Raw genomic sequence first — 18228 nt, 5'->3', positions numbered from 1 at the left:
CAAAAACAATCCTGGGGGTTGCGGCGTATAAGGCGGCGGGTCAGGGTTCGAAGTGGGCGGCTTCCGCCGGCGCCAGGGCGTGCCGGATACTCGAAAGGTGGCCCGGCATGAGCTCGGGAAGCTCGTCCAGGGCAAACCATCCCACGGCCAGGGACTCGTCATCGTTGACCCTCGCCGTCCCGCTGACGTACCGGCACCTGAAGACCACGTCGAGGAACTCGCACACATCCCCGTTCGGATAGGTGAAGGGGCCCACCGCTCCCACGGACACCACCCGCTCGGCTTCCGCCACGACAGCCGTTTCCTCGAAGATCTCACGCACCATGCCCCGTGCCGGCTGCTCCCCCGGCTCAAGGATTCCGCTGATCAGCGCCCACTGCCGGTTGTCCGTCCGCTGCGCGAGCAGGACGCGTCCCGCGTCGTCGAAGACCACTCCGCGAACCCCCGGAATCCACAGGGGGTCGTTGCCGATCTTATTCCGCAGGCTCAGGATGTATTCAGGCGCAGGCATACGGCCAGCCTACCCGTGGCGCCGTCAGGCGGGCAGGAGCATGGCGGCGGCGGTCCCGGCCAGCATGAAGGGACCGAACGGGATGGAGGACTTCAGCGTCCCACGCCGGGCTGCCAGGAGCGCGACAGACCAGAGACCGCCGAGCAGGAACGCCAGGAAAGTCCCGGCAAACAGATGCCCCCAGCCAAGGTAGCCAAGGTACATTCCCAGCACGCCTGCCAGCTTCACGTCGCCGAACCCCATGCCGGGCGGGTAGGCAAAGCGGAGCACAAAGTAGAAAAGCCACAGCACGGCCGCACCAGCCACGACGCGGAGGGCCGGCACGGCAAACAAGGCTGCACTAAGGTTGCCGCCCGCCGGGGCGGCGGCACCGGCAATGGCGGCGCCCAGCAGCAGGATGCCGGCCACGGCGTAGGACGGGAAGACGATCCGGTTGGGCAGCAGGTGGTGCCGGACGTCGATTACCGTCAGCCGGACTGCCATCACCGCGAAGTACAGGCACGCCGCGAGCACCAGCCAAAAAGCAGCCGGCATGTGCTGCCACAGATCCCCCAGTCGACCAATCACCCCTCGGATGCTACTGGAATTCCCGTCGCCGCCGTACCGTGCCCGCGTAAACTGTGGATATGGCGACATGGGATTCCCGGCACCGGCCGGATCCGGACCGCGGCGCATCGTCCGCAGACCCAATCGCCACGTTCCGCAACCTGTGCCGGTCCTCGCCCTGGAAGTGGCAGTCGCTGCGCTTTGAGTACTGGGACGAACCCTTCACCGAGGCCCCGTCTCCCACGGCTCCCCTGGTGCGGGCATGGCTGCGCCGGCCCGGCGCCCTCCGCCTGGAAAGCCCGGACGGACTGGTCCTCCACAGCACCACCGGAATCAACGATTCCCGCGACGGGATCTACGTCAGCTCCACCCGGAAATCATGGCTGCTGCCCCCGCAGCTGGTCACACCCGTCTATGACGGCTCCGGCCTGGTCAAGCGCCGGCCCGAGGCCGCCTACGGGGAACCCGGTTTCGGAAACGGCCGCTTCTCCGCTGCCTTGGATCCGGTTGAACTTGCCGGTAACTCTCCCGTTCCCCTCGAGTTTCCAGGCAGCAACGCCGTGCTGGTGGAGGAGCACCGTGCTGTTGACCATGAAGGCAGACCAGCTCTGGAGGCAGTGGTAATCCCCACTCCCGCCTACCATCCGGCGGATCCTGCTGCACCACTCTGCCTTGCCGGGCGCAACCGTATCCGGGTGGACGTGGGAACCGGCGTGTGCGTTGCCAGCCAATCCCTGGAACCCGCCACCAGCGAGTACGGTCATTGGCTGCGGATCCTCGCCGTGGACGAATACATGCTCGATGACCTGTTCCTGGCCGAATCCATGAACCTCACGGATGTGCGGCGACATATCAGCTGGGACATCCCCGCCTGATGTGACAGAGCCTGGCAGAACCCATCCGCTAGGCTTCGCTGATGACTACACTGGGTTCCGTTTGGCCACTCTTCGACCTCAGGCTGACCACGCCTCGGCTGGAACTGCGCCCGATCCGGGACGACGACATTCCGGCCGCCGTCGACGCCGCGCGCAGCGGCATCCACGAGCCCGCGAAGAGCCCGTTCAGCACTCCCTGGACCGAGGTTCCCGGGGAGGAACTGGGCACCAACATGGCCCGCTGGTACTGGCGCTGCCGGGCTGAGTGCAGCCCCGAGTCCTGGACGCTTCTCCTGGGCATCTGGCACGAGGGCAAGTTCATCGGCTGCCAGGACGTCGGGGCCAAAGAGTTCGCCCTGCTTAAGACCGTATCCACCGGATCCTGGCTGAAGCAGTCCGTGCAGGGCCGGGGCCTTGGCAAAGAGATGCGCGCCGCCGTCGTCCTGTGGGCCTTTGACTGGCTGGGTGCCGAAGTCGCCGAATCCGAGGCCGCTGCCTGGAACGAAGCCTCTCTCGGAGTCTCCCGCTCCCTCGGCTACGAACTGAACGGAACCACCCGCAAGGCCTGGGGCCCGCAGATCGAAACTGTCCAGCACGTCCGTCTCACCCCAAACACCTTCAAGCGCCCCGACTGGCAGTTACAGGTCGAGGGCCACGAAGCAGCAGCCAAGTTCCTGAAGGTGACTGACCACGAGGCGGGTTACGGTCCTTCGCGTAGGAGCGCATCGCCGACCAGAGCGATGCGCAGGTCGCCCAGCGACCCTAGCGGCGCGCCGGGAGGAAGCGGCGTCCCGAGGGTCCCGAGGCGAGCTTGCGAGCCTTGGGAAGGGACCTCCGCGCTAAGCGACGGCGAAGGGCCGTGGCCCGCCGAACGGAACCACGGCCCTCCAGCCACCCCCGCTTAGCCTTCGAGCAGCTCGGTGACCAGTGCGGCTATCGGGGACCTTTCGGAGCGGGTCAGGGTGACGTGGCCGAAGAGCGGGTGGCCCTTCAGGGTTTCGACGACGGCGGCGATTCCGTCGTGGCGCCCGACGCGGAGGTTGTCCCGCTGGGCGACGTCGTGGGTCAGGACGATCTTGGAGTTCTGCCCGATACGGCTCATGACGGTCAGCAGGACGTTCTTTTCGAGCGACTGGGCTTCGTCGACAATCACGAAGGCGTCGTGCAGGGAACGGCCGCGGATATGGGTGAGCGGCATGACCTCGAGCATTCCGCGGTCCATGACCTCCTCCACCACTTCCTGGCTGACCAGCGCGCCGAGGGTGTCAAAGACGGCCTGGGCCCAGGGGTTCATCTTCTCGGACTCTGAACCGGGCAGGTAGCCGAGTTCCTGGCCGCCGACGGCGTAAAGGGGGCGGAAGACGATGACCTTGCGGTGCTCGCGCCGCTCCAGCACCGCCTCGAGGCCGGCGCACAGGGCAAGGGCCGACTTGCCGGTGCCGGCCCGGCCGCCGATGGACACGATGCCGACGGCGGGGTCCATCAGCATGTCGATGGCCAGGCGCTGCTCGGCGGACCTGCCGTGCAGGCCAAAGACGTCACGGTCGCCCTTGACCAGGCGGACCTGCTTGTCCGGTCCCACCCGGCCAAGGGCGGAGCCGCGGTTGGACAGCAGCACCAGGCCGGTGTTGACAGGCATTTCTGCTGCGGCGGGGATGAAAACGGGTTCGTGGCCGTAGAGGGTGGAGATTTCCTGTTCGTTGGCCTCAACCTCCGCGACGCCCGTCCAGCCGGAGTCCTTGACCAGTTCGTTGCGGTATTCGTCGGCCGTCAGGCCCATCGCCGAGGCCTTGACCCGCATCGGCAGGTCCTTGGACACAACTGTGACGTCCCGGCCTTCGTTGGAGAGGTTCTTCGCCACCGCAAGGATCCGGCTGTCGTTGTCCCCGCTGCGGAAGCCCAGCGGCAGCACCTCCGACGAAATGTGGTTCAGCTCCACCATGAGGGTGCCGCCGTCGTCGCCGATGGGGATTGGCTGGTTCAGTCCGCCGTGTTTGACCCGGAGGTCGTCGAGGAGCCGGAGGGCCTTGCGGGCAAAGTAGCCGAGTTCGGGGTCGTGCCGCTTGGCCTCCAGCTCCGTGATGACCACCACCGGGACAATGACCTCGTGTTCGGCAAAGCGGAGCAGGGCGCGCGGGTCGGACAACAGGACTGACGTGTCGATCACGAACGTGTGGATGAGGGCTTCCCTTCCGGAGACGGCAAAACCGGCCGCAGCATCCGTTGCTGCGCCGGTTTGTGTAGTGGCTCGCGTGGCGCGAGAGGTAGCTTTCCCTCCCTGGTCGAAAAGGACCTCGGGCAGTTGTTCAGAAGTAGCCACATCGACTCCAGCCCCGGGGCAAGCCCGGAATTGTTATTGGTGAGGCGGCTCGGCCACGAGGCCGGGTCCGGCCTCCCATACAACCGGTGCGATGTTTCGCTCCATGTACTGGCCTCCCCGATCAGCCGGCGGTTTTGCCTGCTGATGGATATAACGTAAATCCACTCCAGGTAATTTCCGCAACCATTACGCGGCGATTCCTGTTGCGCCGGCGTGAACTCCCCGTGAACCGGAGATGTCAGGTCCCGAAGCGCCGCTGCCGGCCCGCGTAATCGCGGAGGGCCCGCAGGAAGTCCACCTTGCGGAAGGCCGGCCAGAGCGCCTCGCAGAAATAGAACTCGCTGTACGCGCTCTGCCACATCAGGAATCCTGAGAGCCTTTGTTCGCCCGAGGTGCGGATCACCAGGTCAGGATCCGGCTGGCCCCGGGTGTACAGGAATCGGGAGATGTCATCCACGCAGAGTTCATCCGCCAGCCGGGAAATGTCGGTGCCCTTTGCCACGGCGTCATGCAGGAGTTCGCGGACCGCGTCCACGATCTCACGCCGCCCGCCGTATCCAACGGCCACGTTGACGTGGATCTTCTCCCGGACGGGCGTCCGCGCCGTCAGCTTGTTGAGCCGCTCGGCGAGGTAGCCGGGCAGCAGTTCCGGGGCACCCATCGCATGGACGGAGATGTTGGCATCCTCGTCCAGCCGGTCCAGGGTGTTGGCGATGATCCCCATCAGGAGGTCAAGCTCTTCGCTGGACCGGTTCATGTTGTCCGTGGACAGCATGTACAGGGTGACCACCTTGACGCCGAGCTCCTGGCACCAGCCCAGGAACTCATGGATCTTGTCCGCGCCGGCCTGGTGGCCCTGGCTGGTGGGGGCGTTGAACTGCTTTGCCCAGCGCCTGTTGCCGTCCACCATGACACCGATATGGCGGGGAATGCGGTCGCGGGGCAGGTCTTTGAGGAGCCGCCGCTCGTAGAAGCCGTAAAGGAACCCGGGCAACTCCACGCGTCGACTCACCTGACTTCCTCGCTGTACGTACTTGCACATCCTAGGCTACCGCCCGCGCGGCGGCGGGACGTCCCGTCCCGCGGCCGGCGGCAGCACCGCCGTCGTGTTACCAGCCAGTAACTTACCGGACCGTAGATTATTCTTGGAGGATGAACAGCGACTCCTCCGACGTCCCGAACCTGCCCCGGCCAAAAGGCGGAAACGGACGGAAAGACGCCGGGCAGGGCGCCCTCGACGAGGCAGCGGTACGGCTGGCAGAGCTGTTGATGATTAAGCCGAAATGGCGCGGCTGGATCCACGCCGTGACCGCCCCGCTGGCCCTTGTTGCAGGCGTGGTGCTGGTGGCCCTTGCACCCAGCGTGGACCGTAAAATCACCTCGGCCATCTACGCGGCCACGGGCGTGCTGCTGTTCGGCGTCAGCGCCGTGTACCACCGCGGCAACTGGTCCCCGGCCGTGAAAATGGTGCTGAAGCGACTGGACCACACCAACATCATGCTGGTGATCGCGGGCAGTTATACACCGCTGGCCTGGACCCTCCTGGAGCGGCCGCAGGCTGTTCTCCTGCTATGGGTCATCTGGTCCGGCGCCATCCTTGGGGTGCTTTTCCGGCTGCTATGGACGGATGCCCCGCGCTGGCTGTACGTACCGATCTACGTAGCCCTGGGCTGCGGTTCCCTGTTCTACCTGCCGCAGTTCTTCCAGTCCAGTGTTCCTGCCGCAGTGCTGATCTGCGTCGGAGGCGTCCTGTACATCACCGGCGCGGTGTTCTATGCCCTGAAGAAGCCGAACTTCAGCTACCACCACTTCGGGTTCCATGAACTGTTCCACGCCTTCACCGTCTTCGCCTTTGCGGCCCACTTCACGGCGATCGCCATGGCCGTCCTCAGCTAAGCAGGCGAGGCCTCATCCAGGGCCGGCGGGGCGGGAAGCCGGCGGCACTGTGAAAGCCCGGCGCGGGGCCTAGTCCTGCGGCCGGGGCTGGCCGGGGGCAATGCCGTTGCCATCGCCGTCGGACTGCCTGGGTGTGGACTCCAGCCCGTCCTGCGCGTCGGCCGCCGCCACATCCGCGGCTGCGGCGGCTGCCATGCGGTCCTCTTCCACCTGTGCCCGGTAGCGGACCCTGCGGATCCGGCGGACCATGTCCACGATCAGCAGGGCAGTGGCCACCACGAAGAAAGCGGTCATGATGAAGCCCAGGAGGCCCGGCGTCACCTGGTCCTCAGAGATGCCTTCGCGCAGCGTAGGGGTGGGCAGCGGCGTGGGGGTGGTGGCCAGGCTGAGGAGCAGATGATGCACTATTAAACCTTCTGTGGAACGGGTGGCAGCGGATGGCGCGGCGGGAGGGCCGGCCTATCTTCTACGCGGCATAGAAATTGCCTGCCGCTACTATCTTAGCCCCGCGAACAGATCCTTCTCCGGGAGTTCGGAGGGCACCCGGGAATGGATCAGCGAGTAGTCCTCCCACGGCCAGGCGCGCCGCTGCATCTCCGCCGACACGGCAAAAAAGAACCCCAGCGGATCCACCTGCGTCCGGTGTGCACGCAGGGCGTCCTCGCGCACCTCGAAGAAATCGCCGCAATCGATCTGCGTGGTGGTCGGATGCGCTGCCGGCGGCGGCGTGTGGCCCTCGGCGTCGGACTCCAGCCAGGCGGCCAGCCGCTCGGCATACGGAGACTGCAGGCCGGCCTCCTCCAGCGCGAAATGCAGCGCCCGGAACCGCTCCGGGCTGAAAGCCCTGTCGTAGTAGAGCTTGCTCGGCTCCCACGGCTCCCCCGCACCGGGATAGCGCTCAGGGTCGCCCGCCGCCTCGAAGGCCTCGACTGCCACCCGGTGGGCCATGATGTGGTCCGGGTGGGGATATCCGCCATTCTCGTCGTAGCTCAGGATGACGTGCGGCTTGAAGGAGCGCACCAGCCGCACCAGGGGCGCCGCGGCCCGGTGCAGCGGCAGCGTGGCAAAGGCGCCCGCGGGCAGCGGCGGCAGCGGATCGCCCTCGGGAAGCCCGGAATCCACGAACCCGAGCCATCGCTGCCTGATGCCCAGGATTTTGGCGGCACTCTCCATTTCAAGGCGCCTGGCCCCGGCCATATCCCGCTTGGGGTGCGGTTCACCTTCCACCGCCGGGTTCTGGATGTCCCCGCGGGAACCGTCCGTGCATGTTGCCACCATGACGTCCACGCCGGAGGCGGCGTACTTGGCCATCGTCGCAGCGCCCTTGCTGGATTCGTCATCCGGGTGGGCATGGACTGCAAGCAGCCGTAGCGGTGCCGGGGAGTTGCTGGACGCTGTCATGGAGGGACGGCTCCTCATTCATCTTTGGTTATGGCTGTTTCAACGGCGGGCGGGCCGCTGCCGCCACCGGGTGCAGGACCGGCACCGGCGGAATGGGCACTAAACTGGACGGGTGACTTCCCCGGACCAGCCGGCCCCATCCGCGCCCGCAGACACTAGCCTAGCCAATCGCTATGGTGCTAAAAAGCGGGGGCTCTCCGCCGCTGCCAAGCGGGCCATCGCCGTGGTGGCCCTGGCGGGTGGGATCGGCTTCATGGCATGGGTCTCCACGTCCAACTCGCTGACGGATATCTCGTTCAAGGACATCGGCTACAGCACCCCTGACGGCACGCTGGCCGAGGTGGACTTCCAGGTGACCCGGGAACCGGGGACCGCTGTGCAGTGCGCTGTCAAGGCGCTGGATTCCAAGTTCGCCATCGTGGGCTGGAAGGTAGTGGACATCCCGGCAGACGCCCGGGAGGGAACGTCCGACGGCGGCAGGACAGTGACGCAGCGCGTGGCCGTCCGGACCGAATCGCCGTCCGTGTCCGGTGTGGTGGACGACTGCTGGATAGCGGATAAAGCGGATTAGTGGATGTGACGTGCGCCGCTCCCCTGTTGGGATAAGTCCACAGGATTGACTACAATGGAGCAATACCTTCACCCCGCTGAGCTGGTTACTGTTCCACAAGTGGCCACTGTGGCGGGGTCTTTTGCATGTAGGACCATTAGAGGAGAAGTCCGTGTCTACCACCAACAGCGCAGCTGCAGCCTGGCTTACCCAGGAAGCTTTTGACCGCCTGAAGGCAGAGCTGGACCACCTTTCCGGCCCTGGCCGGGCGGAGATTGTCCAGAAGATCGATGCAGCCCGGCAAGAGGGGGACCTCAAGGAGAACGGGGGCTACCATGCCGCCAAGGAGGAGCAGGGCAAGATTGAGGCCCGCATCCGCCAGCTCACGGTCCTGCTCCGCGACGCCCACGTGGGCGAGTCTCCCGCTGACGATGGCATCGTTGAGCCCGGCATGATCGTCGTCGCCAGGATTGCCGGCGACGAGGAAACCTTCCTGCTCGGATCCCGCGAAATCGCAGGCGATTCCGACCTGGACGTGTTCAGCGAGAAGTCTCCGCTGGGAGCTGCCATCCTGGGGCACAAGGAAGGCGAGACGCTCAGCTACACGGCACCGAACGGCAAGGACATCAAGGTGGAAATCCTGTCCGCCAAGCCGTACGCAGCCTAGTTCCAGACACACACAAAAAAGCGCCGGCACCCGCAAGGGGCCGGCGCTTTTGCGTTCCTTGCCTGCAGCCGGTCAGGCCACGCGGGCCGTCCGCGGCCGCAGCAGCAGCGCCGCCACCAGTCCCCCGGCGGCACCGCCCAGATGTGCCTGCCACGAGACGAAACCGGAAACGATGGGCAGGATCCCGAGCAGGATGCTCCCGTACCCCATGAAGAGGACCACGGCCAGGAGGATCTGCCGCCAGCTGCGGTTGAAGAAACCCCGGACCAGGAGGAACGAGAACAAGCCGAAAACGAGGCCGGACGAGCCCACGGTGACGCCGCTGTCGCCGATCAGCCAGACCGTAAGTCCGGACCCCAGCCAGCTGAAAGCCAGGGCGGTCATGAACACCCGGAGGCCGGAGAGGAACACCAGGAATCCGAAAATGATCAGCGGCAGGCCGTTGGAGAGCAGGTGGTTCAGGTTCGCGTGCAGGAGGGGAAAGGTGAAGATGTCCAGCAGCCCGTCAGCGCTGCGGGGCCGGAGCCCGAACGTCGCGTTGAGCGAGCGGAGCATCACCATGTTGAAGAGCTCGATGACAAACAGCAGGACCACGAAAGCGCCAAGGACCAGCAGGCCGCCCTTTGCCCTCGCCGCCACGGTTTGGCGCTGCCTGATGCCCCCGTCCCCGGTCAGCCCTTCCATGGCACCTCCTAGTGCACCACGATCGGCTGGAAGCCCTCGGCGCGGAGGGCGCTGAGGACCTGCGCTCCGTGCTCATGGCCTTTGGTTTCCAGGTTCACCGTGATGGAGACGTCTCCCATGCTGATGGAGCCGCCCACCCGTGTGTGGTCCAGGCCGGTCACGTTGGCATCGTTCTCGGCGATGATCCTGGCGATGGTGGCCAGCGAGCCCGGCCTGTCGTCCAGCATCATCCGGACTGTCATGTAGCGTCCCGCCGCGGAGAGGCCGCGCTGGATCACCTTCAGCATCAGCATGGGGTCGATATTGCCGCCGGACAGGACCACGGCCGTGGTTCCCGGGTTCTCGATTTTGCCGTCCATCAGCGCTGCCACGCCCACGGCGCCGGCGGGCTCCACCACCATCTTGGCCCGTTCCAGCAGGAAGATCAGGGCCCGGGCCAGGGAGTCTTCGCTGACGGTGACCACGTCATCCACCAGCTCGCGGATGATGCTGAACGGCAGCTGGCCGGGGCGGCCCACGGCGATGCCGTCCGCCATGGTGGATACCTTCTTCAGGGGCACCAGGGCGTCGGCGGCGAGCGACGGCGGGTAGGCAGCGGCGTTTTCAGCCTGCACACCGATGATGCGGATTTCCCGGCCCAGTTCCTTTGCCCGGGCTTTGATGGCCACGGCAACACCGGCCAAAAGCCCGCCCCCGCCGACGCCCATCAGCACAGTGTCCACGTTGGGCACCTGTTCGAGGATCTCCAGGCCTAGCGTGCCCTGGCCGGCAACGACGTCAACGTTGTCGAAGGGGTGGACAAACACGGTTCCCGTCTCGTTACTGTACCGCTGGGCTTCCGCGAGCGCTTCGTCGACGTTGTGCCCGTGCAGGACAACTTCCGCGCCGTGGCTGCGGGTGGCAGCCAGCTTCGGCAGCGCCACACCGAGCGGCATGTAGATGCGGGCTTTGATTCCAAGGCTCTTGGCGGCTACGGCCACGCCCTGGGCGTGGTTGCCTGCCGAGGCCGCCACCACGCCGCGCTTTTTCTCTTCCGGGGACAGCCTGGCCATCCGCACGTAGGCTCCGCGGACCTTGAACGATCCCGCACGCTGCAGGTTTTCACACTTGAAGTAAACGTCGCCGCCCACCATTGTTCCCAGCGCCCGCGACGATTCAACAGGAGTGCGCGCAATAATCCCGTCAAGCAGCTTCTGCGCCTCCAGGACATCGTCCAGTGTGACGGGAAGGGTTTCAAGGATATTCACGGACTATTCTCCTCTTGATTCGTCCCCGGCGCCCGGCTTGGGAAAGCTGCGGACATCGGGATCTTTTGCTGTGGTGCCGGCTGCGGCGTCCCTGCCGTGCCGGCGCATGGCCGGCCGGGCAACGTCCTTGATGGTGTTGTCCGCCGGGGCGCCGGCCGCCAGCGGCATTACCGGCACCTGTTCATGTTCCCACGTTCTGGCGGCAATGTAGCGAATGGCGGAATTTGCGACGGCGAGAATGGGCACCGAGAACAGGGCACCGGGGATGCCGGCGAGGTATGAACCGGCAGCAACGGTGAGGATGACGGCCACCGGATGCAGTGCCACGGCCTTGCCCATGACCAGGGGCTGCAGGATGTGGCTCTCGAGCTGCTGGACCAGCAGGACGATTCCCAGCATGATGAGGGCGTTCACCGGCCCGTTGGCCACCAGCGCGAGCAGCACGGCGATGGCACCGGTCACCAGGGCACCCACCACGGGGATGAATGAGCCGATGAAGACGAGCACCGCCAGCGGCAGCGCCAGGGGAACACCGATGATTGCCGCGCCGACCCCGATGCCCACCGCATCCACGAACGCAACGAACATCTGGATGCGGGCGTAGCTGACCATTGAGGTCCAGCCCTTGCGGCCGGCTCCAAATGCGGCCGCCCGTGCCTTCCTGGGGAGGAGCCGCACCAGGAATACCCAGATCCTGTCGCCTTCCAGCAGGAAGAAGATCAGGATGAAGAGGGCAAGGATCAGGCCGGCGGCAAAGTGGCCGGCGGTGCTGCCGAAGGAGAGGGCGCCGCTGACGATGCTGCTGGTGTTGTCCTGCAGGGCCGACGTGGCTTCCTTCAAGTACTGGTCCATCTGGTCGGCCGTGAGGTGGAGCGGGCCGTCCGAAAGCCAGTCCTGGATCTGCTTTACCCCGGCCAGCGATTCGGACCAAAGCTCTCCGAAGCCTGCCCAGAGCTGCCTGCCCACCAGAGCCAATGCACCGGCAATGAGTCCGATAAAGCCCAGCACAGTCATGGCCACGGCCAGCCCGGACGGTATCCGGTAGCTCTTGAGCCAGCCCACCACCGGGTTGAGGAGTCCGGCAAGGAGCGCGGCCACCAGGACCGGGATGATCAGGAAACTGATGTGGCTGAGCAGCCACACCAGGGCACCGCCCACCAGGAGGATCAGGCCCAGCCGCCAGGCCCATGATGCCGCGATGCGGATCCCGTAGGGAATGTCGCGGTCCAGTTCACGGTCAGCAAGAACCCGCAGCGTCGGTGGTGATGGAGCGGTTTTTTGCTGCAAGGAGGCTGCGGTTGAAGGCGGTTCGGCATCCCCGGTTGGCGTCATAGCCTAATACTTCCGCAGCCGTGCCCTAATGGGAAACCGCTAGCCTTGCGCCCCGGCGCTGTAGTCGATCCCCCACTCGATGGTGAAGGCCTCGCCGGGTGCCAGCCAGCGGAGCCCGTCGCCGGAATTGAAAGCGTTTGCCGGGCCGGTCATTGGCTCGACGGCAACGGCGCGGCTGCGGCCGGGGTACTCGGTGCTCACGAAGACGTGGACATACTCGCAGGCTTCATCCTGCCAGAGGCTGACGCTGCGTCCATCGGCGGCACTCAGGGTATGCCGGGCCTTGCCGTCAACGCGCTTCAGGCCGGTGAGCGCGACGTCCACGCTGAGTTCGGCGATGTGCCGGCCGGACCGGAAGTCGGTGTCTCCCGCCACGGGTGCTGCGCTGCGGGGAATGAGCCGGTCATCGGCCACCAGCCGGGTGTCCGCGGCCACCGTCAGCACCAGGTCCTCGATGAGCGCATCGCCCAGGCGGAGGTACGGATGGGCGCCGAGCACGAACGGGGCCGGAGCTTTGGAATGGTTGGCAAGGGTCTGCCGGACCACCAGGCCCAGGGTGTCGTCCAGAAGGTATTGGACGCGGTGCCGCAGCAGGAAGGGATAGCCGTGCTGCGGAAAAATGGTGGCCTCCAGGGAGACCGAGTGTTCCGACTCGTCAACCAGGGCGTACGCGGCATTGCGCAGCAGGCCGTGGCTGGCGTTGTTCCGGCCAACCTCGGTGATGTCCAGCTGCTGCTTCTTGCCGTCCAGGAACCAGGTGCCGTCCTCCACCCGGTTGGCCCAGGGGGCAAGCGTGATTCCGGTGGCCCCGGGCGGGATCTGGTCGTCGCCGTACGTCTCCGTGAGGAGCACTCCGGCGCGGTGGAAGGAGCGGAGGCCTGCGGCCAGTTCGGTAACCACGGCCAGGGCATCGCCGCGCCGCAGCTCATATTGCCGCCCCGTCGCGTAAGCCTGGGGAGTCGGACCGGCCGGGGATTCCTGGTGTGGAGACGATGTCATGGGCATACGGTACCCCGGCCATCGCCGGCGGCACCAATAGTCAATGTTATTTTTTGTTCTTAACTATTCTTTTTTGATCGGATATGCGAGACTTTTTGCATGACAGGGATCACCAGCACCAGACTCTCCGACGGCCGGGAGCTGATTTATTTCGACGACGCCGGCACTACTGTTTCGCGGGCAGCCGAACTGACCACGGACCACCGCGGCCTTCCCCCGCGGGGTGAGTCGGGCGAAGTCCGGTTCGATGCCCTGACGAACGAGTGGGTGGCAGTCGCAGCGCACCGCCAGACCCGGACCCACCTCCCGCCGGCAGACCAGTGCCCCATCTGCCCCACCACAGACAGCAACCCCTCCGAGATACCGGCCGCGGACTACGACGTGGTGGTTTTCGAGAACCGCTTTCCCTCCCTGGGACCGGCGCTCGGCCCCGTGCCGGAGGATGCGGCGTGGGGAACGAAAGGTCCGGCGTACGGCCGCTGCGAGGTGGTGTCCTTCACACCGGAGCACACCGGGTCCTTCAGCGGGCTCAGCCGGACCCGCTCCCGCACCGTCATTGAGGCATGGGCACAACGGACCGCCGCCCTCAACGCCCTGCCCGGAATCCAGCAGGTGTTCCCGTTCGAAAACCGCGGCGCGGACATCGGGGTCACCTTGCACCATCCGCACGGGCAGATCTACGCCTACCCGTACGTCACGCCCCGCGCCGCCGTGATGGGCAACGCGGCCCGGAAGTTCCACGACGCCTGTGACGGCCGGGAGACCCTGACGGGGTCGCTCCTGCGTGCTGAGCGGGAGGACGGGAGCAGGATGGTGATGGAAGGCCAGAACTTCAGCGCCTACGTCCCCTTTGCCGCCCGGTGGCCGCTGGAGATCCACCTGGTTCCGCACCGCCATGTACCGGACCTCGCGGCCCTGAGTGGTGAAGAGAAGGACGAACTGGCGGACGTCTACCTGGATCTGCTCAAACGGGTGGATGCCCTGTATCCCACCCCCACCCCGTACATCTCCGCCTGGCACCAGGCTCCGCTTGACCCTGCCCTGCGGCCGTCCGGCAACCTGCACCTGCAGCTGACATCGCCCCGCCGCGCTGCCGATAAGCTGAAGTACCTTGCCGGGTCCGAGGCGGCCATGGGTGCGTTCATCAACGACACCACCCCGGAAAGCGTGGCGGAGCGCCTGCGTTCGGTCATCGTTCCGGCGTCGCCCGCGTCCCCGGCCCTGGCCGGCCTCTCCGAAGGAGCCCCTGCTTGAGCACCGCACCTGATCCCGCCACGGCGCCGGCCCCTGCCCCGGCAGGGGACCTGGCTGCCCGTTTCACCCAGAAGTTCGGGAGCGATCCCGCCGGCATCTGGCAGGCGCCCGGCCGCGTGAACCTCATCGGCGAACACACGGATTACAACGAAGGCTTCGTCCTGCCCTTCGCCATCGACCGGACAGCCCGCGTGGCCGTCGGAGTCCGCACGGATTCGACCGTCCGGCTGCTTTCCACCTACGGCGACCAGGGTGTGGTAACCACCACCACCGGATCCCTTGAGCCGGGGTCGGCCAAAGGCTGGACAAAATACCCGCTCGGCGTCATGTGGGCCTTGCGGCAAAGGGGCATCGACGTCCCGGGAATTGACCTGCTGCTGGATTCCGACGTCCCCCTGGGCGCCGGCCTGTCGTCGTCGCATGCCATTGAATGCGCCGTCATCACGGCGCTGAACGACCTCACCGGGGCCGGCCTGGAAGCCCAGGACATGGTCCTGGCCACCCAGCAGGCAGAGAACGACTTCGTGGGAGCCCCCACCGGCATCATGGACCAGTCCGCCTCGCTCCGCGGCGCCCGCGGGCACGCGGTGTTCCTGGACTGCCGGGACCAGAACGCCACCCTTGTTCCTTTCGAAACGGAGCCCGCGGGGCTGGTCCTGCTGGTCATCGATACGAAGGTGTCGCACTCCCATGCCGACGGCGGTTATGCCTCCCGGCGGGCGGCCTGTGAGCTGGGCGCTGAAGTGCTGGGGGTCAAAGCCCTGCGCGACGTGCAGGTGGGCGACCTTGCGGAAGCCAGCGGGCTGCTGGACGAGGTGACGTTCAGGCGCGTGCGGCACGTGGTCACCGAAAACGACCGGGTGCTGCAGACCGTGGAACTCCTCGGCGACCGGGGACCCGCTGCCATCGGCCATCTGCTGGACGCCAGCCACGCGTCCATGCGGGATGACTTCGAGATCTCCTGTCCGGAACTTGACCTCGCGGTGGATACCTCGCGGGCAGCCGGTGCCATCGGCGCACGCATGACCGGAGGCGGGTTCGGCGGTGCAGCCATCGCACTCACCCCCGCCGCCAGCGAACACAAGGTGCGCGACGCCGTCGTGCGGGCGTTTTCCGAGGCCGGCTTCACGGAGCCGGACATCTTCACCGTGTCACCCGCCGCCGGGGCGATGCGCATCGCCTGAGCCGCAGGACGCCCGGGCGCAGGCAGACGGAGGGCCCCACCAGGAATCTGGTGGGGCCCTCCATTGCTGTTCGGGTTCCGGCGGCGGTACCGCCTTGCCGGTTACTCCTCGCCGCGGAGGATGGCCAGCAGGCGGATGATTTCCACGTACAGCCAGACCAGGGTGACAGTCAGGCCGAACGCGGCCGTCCACGAGAAGCGCTGCGGGGCGCCGCTGCGGACGCCGGCTTCGATGCTGGTGAAGTCCATGACCAGCGAGAATGCCGCGAGGCCGATGGCCAGGATGCCGATGACGACGCCGATGATGCCGCTTCGCAGCCCGAAGGGTTCCGAGGTAAGGCCGGTCAGCATCATGACGAGGTTGACCACGGAGAAGAGCGCGTAGCCAATGAGGGCGATCATGAAGAACTTCATGGCCTTGGGTGTGGCGCGCACCTTGCCGCTCTTGAACAGGACAAGCGTCACGGTGAAGACGGACAGGGTGCCGAGGACGGCCTGGAGGCCAACGCCCGGGTACATGGTGTCAAGGACGCGGGTGAGGCCGCCGAGGAAGAGGCCTTCGAGGCCTGCGTAGGCAAGAATCAGGGCCGGGGACGGCTGCTTCTTGAACGTGTTGACGAGCGCCAGGACGAAGCCGCCGAGCGCACCGACGACCATCAGCAGGGATGCCAGGCTCAGGCCCACCACCATGGTGACAGCGGCACCGGCGAGCAGCACTCCCAGGCAGGCCGCCGTCTTGACGATGACGTCGTCGAACGTCATCCGCCCGGTGTCAGCAGGGCCGGCGGAGGGCCGGCTGTACATCTGCTGCAGCTGCTCGTCCGTCATGCCCTGCGGCTGGGCGTTCCAGCCCTGCTGGCCGTAAGGGGCCTGGCCGTAGGGAGCCTGGCCGTAAGGAGCTTGTCCATAGGGAGCCTGCGGGACAGGCGGTGCCTGGGTGGCTCCACGGAAATTCTTTCCGTTGAAGATCGGGTTGCCGCCAAGTGCCATTGCTGGATTCCTCCGTGTGGGTGTGATGTGAACCTTAAGGTTTACGGTACCAATTACCACGCCAATACACCCCTGAAAGTTCCCGAACGGGCGGCTATGCAACGCAACCGTGACGATGACCGGCGCCGCTGCCCAAGCCCGGCTGCACCCTGCCGCCTGGAAAATACCGTGGCTCAACAAAGGTTTCTTGGGGCGCTCCTCCCGTTTGCCGCGCCCGGGCCGCCGGAGTTGTTACCTGATCGCTACCAACAAGGCCTGGACCTCGGCATTTGCGGCATCCCGCGCGCTGTAGCATAAGCCAAGCAGGGTGACGGAACTCACATGCGTGAAGGTGCCGGGCGAGATGGCGCCTCCCCGCCCTGCATCCGTTCGCAGCGGCTGCAATGGCGCAGCCGAGACCGCCCCCAAGTGGAGGTTTTTCATTTTGAGAAGTACACCCCACGGCCAGCCGGCCGGACGACGCCGGGGGTTGCCGGGAATCATGGGAGCCATCAGTGCAACCATCCTGGCGATCCTCCTCCTCGCAGCACCGGCAACCCAGGCCGCTTCCCCAGCACCGACACCATCCCCGTCGAACCAGACCTTCCAGAACAACATCAGCGGCTTCCTCCGCGACGACACCCGCGCACCCCTGGCGGATGTGACCATCACGGCAAAGAAGGGCGACTTCACCGGCACGGCCAAGTCGTCAGCGAACGGCTCCTGGAACATCGGCGTGCCCGAGCAGGGCACCTACACCGTGGAACTGGACGAATCCACCCTGCCTGAAGGCATCAAGCTCGCCGAGGGGCAGGAAAACCCGCGTGAGGTCACCTTCAGCCAGACCTCGAACCTGTCAGTGATCTTTGCCTTCGGCAAGGGCATCGTGGTCCAGGAGCAGGATTTCGGGCAGAACCTGCTCAACCGCCTCGTGGCAGGACTGAGCTTCGGCCTGCTCCTCGCGCTGGCGTCGGTGGGACTGTCCCTGATTTTCGGAACCACCGGGCTCACCAACTTCGCCCACGGTGAGATGGTGACGCTGGGCGCGGTGCTGGTGTTCGCGTTCAACGCGGCCGGGCTGCCTTTCTGGCTGGCACTGATCCTGTCCCTGCTGGGCGGTGCCCTGTTCGGGTATGCCCAGGACAGGGGCCTGTGGCGGCCGCTGCGGCGCCGCGGGACCGGCCTGGTGCCCATGATGATTGTCAGCATCGGCCTCGCGCTGGCCGTCCGCTACGTCATCCAGTTCTACTTCGGCGGCGCCACGCAACAGCTTCCGTATGCCCAGAGCCCCGAAATCCAGCTGGGCCCGGTATCCATCTCGCCCAACAACCTCTGGTCGCTGGGCATCAGCGCGGTGGTGATCGCCCTGATCGGCATCGTGCTGCTCAAGACCAGGCTGGGCAAGGCCACCCGCGCAGTGGCGGACAACCCGGCGCTGGCCGCCGCTTCCGGCATTGACGTGGACGCCGTGATCCGGCTCGTGTGGATCACCGGCGGCATGCTCGCTGCGCTCGGCGGCATCCTTTGGGCCTACTACCGGCCCGGCGTCACTTTCGACATGGGCTCGGCCATCCTCCTGCTCATTTTCGCCGGCGTCACGCTGGGCGGCCTCGGTACCGTGTTCGGAGCCCTGATCGGTTCGATCATCGTGGGCATTTTCGTGGAGCTGACCACGGTGTTTGGCCTTGCCGCCGACCTGAAGTACGTGGGCGCCCTGTTCATCATGATCGTTGTCCTCTTGTTCCGGCCACAGGGCATCCTGGGCCGTCGCGAGCGCGTGGGTTAGGAAACAGA

General features: G+C 66.1%; 18 protein-coding genes and 1 pseudogene. 8 read left to right on the top strand and 11 right to left on the bottom strand.

Annotated elements, in window-relative coordinates; genetic code table 11:
• Window positions 1–40: 40 nt before the first annotated feature.
• Window positions 41–511 carry an NUDIX hydrolase gene (locus ACJJV6_RS14140; protein ID WP_407709253.1) on the bottom strand — a complete coding sequence of 157 codons (471 nt, stop codon included), beginning with the start codon at window positions 509–511 and terminating at the stop codon, window positions 41–43.
• 24 nt (window positions 512–535) lie between these two features.
• Window positions 536–1078, bottom strand: coding sequence for an A24 family peptidase (locus tag ACJJV6_RS14135; protein WP_035751564.1), 543 nt, complete (start codon window positions 1076–1078; stop codon window positions 536–538).
• A gap of 59 nt (window positions 1079–1137) precedes the next feature.
• Here ACJJV6_RS14135 and ACJJV6_RS14130 point away from each other — a divergent pair, with 59 nt between their 5' ends.
• Window positions 1138–1932 (top strand): hypothetical protein, encoded by a 795-nt coding sequence (locus ACJJV6_RS14130; protein ID WP_407709252.1) that lies wholly within the window; start codon window positions 1138–1140, stop codon window positions 1930–1932.
• A 41-nt stretch (window positions 1933–1973) separates the two neighbouring features.
• Window positions 1974–2615, top strand: a pseudogene (locus tag ACJJV6_RS14125) (GNAT family N-acetyltransferase); the annotation flags it as partial.
• A gap of 218 nt (window positions 2616–2833) precedes the next feature.
• Here ACJJV6_RS14125 and ACJJV6_RS14120 read toward each other — a convergent pair.
• Both ACJJV6_RS14120 and ACJJV6_RS14115 read right to left on the bottom strand, forming a co-directional pair.
• Window positions 2834–4252, bottom strand: coding sequence for a PhoH family protein (locus ACJJV6_RS14120; RefSeq protein ID WP_035751562.1), 1419 nt, complete (start codon window positions 4250–4252; stop codon window positions 2834–2836).
• Between the two features lie 238 nt (window positions 4253–4490).
• Window positions 4491–5252: an isoprenyl transferase gene (locus tag ACJJV6_RS14115; protein WP_009356222.1), complete on the bottom strand. Its 762-nt coding sequence runs from the start codon at window positions 5250–5252 to the stop codon at window positions 4491–4493.
• A gap of 152 nt (window positions 5253–5404) precedes the next feature.
• Here ACJJV6_RS14115 and ACJJV6_RS14110 point away from each other — a divergent pair, with 152 nt between their 5' ends.
• Window positions 5405–6148, top strand: a complete 744-nt coding sequence (locus ACJJV6_RS14110) for a hemolysin III family protein (protein ID WP_407709251.1) — start codon at window positions 5405–5407, stop codon at window positions 6146–6148.
• Window positions 6149–6217: 69 nt separating this feature from the next.
• On the opposite strand, the gene ACJJV6_RS14105 is transcribed toward ACJJV6_RS14110, so the two are convergent.
• Both ACJJV6_RS14105 and mca read right to left on the bottom strand, forming a co-directional pair.
• Window positions 6218–6553 carry a hypothetical protein gene (locus ACJJV6_RS14105; protein WP_407709250.1) on the bottom strand — a complete coding sequence of 112 codons (336 nt, stop codon included), beginning with the start codon at window positions 6551–6553 and terminating at the stop codon, window positions 6218–6220.
• Window positions 6554–6643: 90 nt separating this feature from the next.
• A complete protein-coding gene (gene mca, locus ACJJV6_RS14100; RefSeq protein WP_133351043.1) occupies window positions 6644–7549 on the bottom strand; it encodes a mycothiol conjugate amidase Mca in 906 nt (301 codons plus the stop codon).
• A 112-nt stretch (window positions 7550–7661) separates the two neighbouring features.
• Between mca and ACJJV6_RS14095 the strand changes: the two genes are divergently transcribed.
• Both ACJJV6_RS14095 and greA read left to right on the top strand, forming a co-directional pair.
• The gene (locus ACJJV6_RS14095; protein ID WP_035751560.1) at window positions 7662–8120 is read left to right on the top strand and encodes a DUF4307 domain-containing protein; all 459 of its coding nucleotides are present in this window, start codon (window positions 7662–7664) and stop codon (window positions 8118–8120) included.
• Between the two features lie 151 nt (window positions 8121–8271).
• On the top strand, window positions 8272–8766 hold the full coding sequence (greA, locus tag ACJJV6_RS14090) for a transcription elongation factor GreA (RefSeq protein WP_009356217.1): 495 nt from the start codon (window positions 8272–8274) through the stop codon (window positions 8764–8766).
• Between the two features lie 72 nt (window positions 8767–8838).
• On the opposite strand, the gene ACJJV6_RS14085 is transcribed toward greA, so the two are convergent.
• Genes ACJJV6_RS14085 through ACJJV6_RS14070 form a run of 4 tightly spaced genes read right to left on the bottom strand, consistent with a single transcriptional unit; the run spans window position 8839 to window position 13028 of the window.
• Complete coding sequence (locus ACJJV6_RS14085) at window positions 8839–9450, bottom strand: rhomboid family intramembrane serine protease (RefSeq protein WP_009356216.1); 612 nt, start codon at window positions 9448–9450, stop codon at window positions 8839–8841.
• 8 nt (window positions 9451–9458) lie between these two features.
• Complete coding sequence (gene ilvA, locus ACJJV6_RS14080; protein WP_133351045.1) at window positions 9459–10697, bottom strand: threonine ammonia-lyase; 1239 nt, start codon at window positions 10695–10697, stop codon at window positions 9459–9461.
• A gap of 3 nt (window positions 10698–10700) precedes the next feature.
• Window positions 10701–12029, bottom strand: a complete 1329-nt coding sequence (locus tag ACJJV6_RS14075; protein WP_407709249.1) for an AI-2E family transporter — start codon at window positions 12027–12029, stop codon at window positions 10701–10703.
• Between the two features lie 39 nt (window positions 12030–12068).
• Window positions 12069–13028, bottom strand: a complete 960-nt coding sequence (locus tag ACJJV6_RS14070; RefSeq protein ID WP_407709248.1) for an aldose 1-epimerase family protein — start codon at window positions 13026–13028, stop codon at window positions 12069–12071.
• A 99-nt stretch (window positions 13029–13127) separates the two neighbouring features.
• On the opposite strand from ACJJV6_RS14070, the gene galT reads away from it, so the two are divergent.
• Both galT and galK read left to right on the top strand, forming a co-directional pair.
• The gene (gene galT / locus ACJJV6_RS14065; protein WP_407709247.1) at window positions 13128–14282 is read left to right on the top strand and encodes a galactose-1-phosphate uridylyltransferase; all 1155 of its coding nucleotides are present in this window, start codon (window positions 13128–13130) and stop codon (window positions 14280–14282) included.
• Window positions 14279–15466, top strand: a complete 1188-nt coding sequence (gene galK, locus ACJJV6_RS14060; RefSeq protein WP_407709246.1) for a galactokinase — start codon at window positions 14279–14281, stop codon at window positions 15464–15466. Before galT ends, galK begins: the two co-directional genes overlap by 4 nt.
• A gap of 101 nt (window positions 15467–15567) precedes the next feature.
• Here galK and ACJJV6_RS14055 read toward each other — a convergent pair whose 3' ends face one another.
• On the bottom strand, window positions 15568–16455 hold the full coding sequence (locus ACJJV6_RS14055) for a Bax inhibitor-1/YccA family protein (protein ID WP_407709245.1): 888 nt from the start codon (window positions 16453–16455) through the stop codon (window positions 15568–15570).
• Window positions 16456–16936: 481 nt separating this feature from the next.
• Between ACJJV6_RS14055 and ACJJV6_RS14050 the strand changes: the two genes are divergently transcribed.
• A complete protein-coding gene (locus tag ACJJV6_RS14050; RefSeq protein WP_009356211.1) occupies window positions 16937–18220 on the top strand; it encodes a branched-chain amino acid ABC transporter permease in 1284 nt (427 codons plus the stop codon).
• Window positions 18221–18228 lie beyond the last annotated feature (8 nt).

Source organism: Arthrobacter nitrophenolicus, assembly GCF_045833485.1.
In the GTDB taxonomy this organism is placed as follows: Bacteria; Actinomycetota; Actinomycetes; order Actinomycetales; family Micrococcaceae; genus Arthrobacter; species Arthrobacter nitrophenolicus.
Note: the sequence above shows the minus strand (reverse complement) of the source record. Positions and strands in the feature narration are given on the sequence as shown.

What these genes read in the sequence shown, in the direction of transcription:
- ACJJV6_RS14055 (WP_407709245.1), bottom strand. Translation starts at nt 16,455, where the DNA reads ATGGCACTTGGCGGCAACCCGATCTTCAACGGAAAGAATTTCCGTGGA.
- mca (WP_133351043.1), bottom strand. Translation starts at nt 7,549, where the DNA reads ATGACAGCGTCCAGCAACTCCCCGGCACCGCTACGGCTGCTTGCAGTC.
- ACJJV6_RS14140 (WP_407709253.1), bottom strand. Translation starts at nt 511, where the DNA reads ATGCCTGCGCCTGAATACATCCTGAGCCTGCGGAATAAGATCGGCAAC.
- galT (WP_407709247.1), top strand. Translation starts at nt 13,128, where the DNA reads ATGACAGGGATCACCAGCACCAGACTCTCCGACGGCCGGGAGCTGATT.
- ACJJV6_RS14075 (WP_407709249.1), bottom strand. Translation starts at nt 12,029, where the DNA reads ATGACGCCAACCGGGGATGCCGAACCGCCTTCAACCGCAGCCTCCTTG.
- ACJJV6_RS14085 (WP_009356216.1), bottom strand. Translation starts at nt 9,450, where the DNA reads ATGGAAGGGCTGACCGGGGACGGGGGCATCAGGCAGCGCCAAACCGTG.
- ACJJV6_RS14070 (WP_407709248.1), bottom strand. Translation starts at nt 13,028, where the DNA reads ATGACATCGTCTCCACACCAGGAATCCCCGGCCGGTCCGACTCCCCAG.
- ACJJV6_RS14050 (WP_009356211.1), top strand. Translation starts at nt 16,937, where the DNA reads ATGGGAGCCATCAGTGCAACCATCCTGGCGATCCTCCTCCTCGCAGCA.
- ACJJV6_RS14110 (WP_407709251.1), top strand. Translation starts at nt 5,405, where the DNA reads ATGAACAGCGACTCCTCCGACGTCCCGAACCTGCCCCGGCCAAAAGGC.
- ACJJV6_RS14130 (WP_407709252.1), top strand. Translation starts at nt 1,138, where the DNA reads ATGGCGACATGGGATTCCCGGCACCGGCCGGATCCGGACCGCGGCGCA.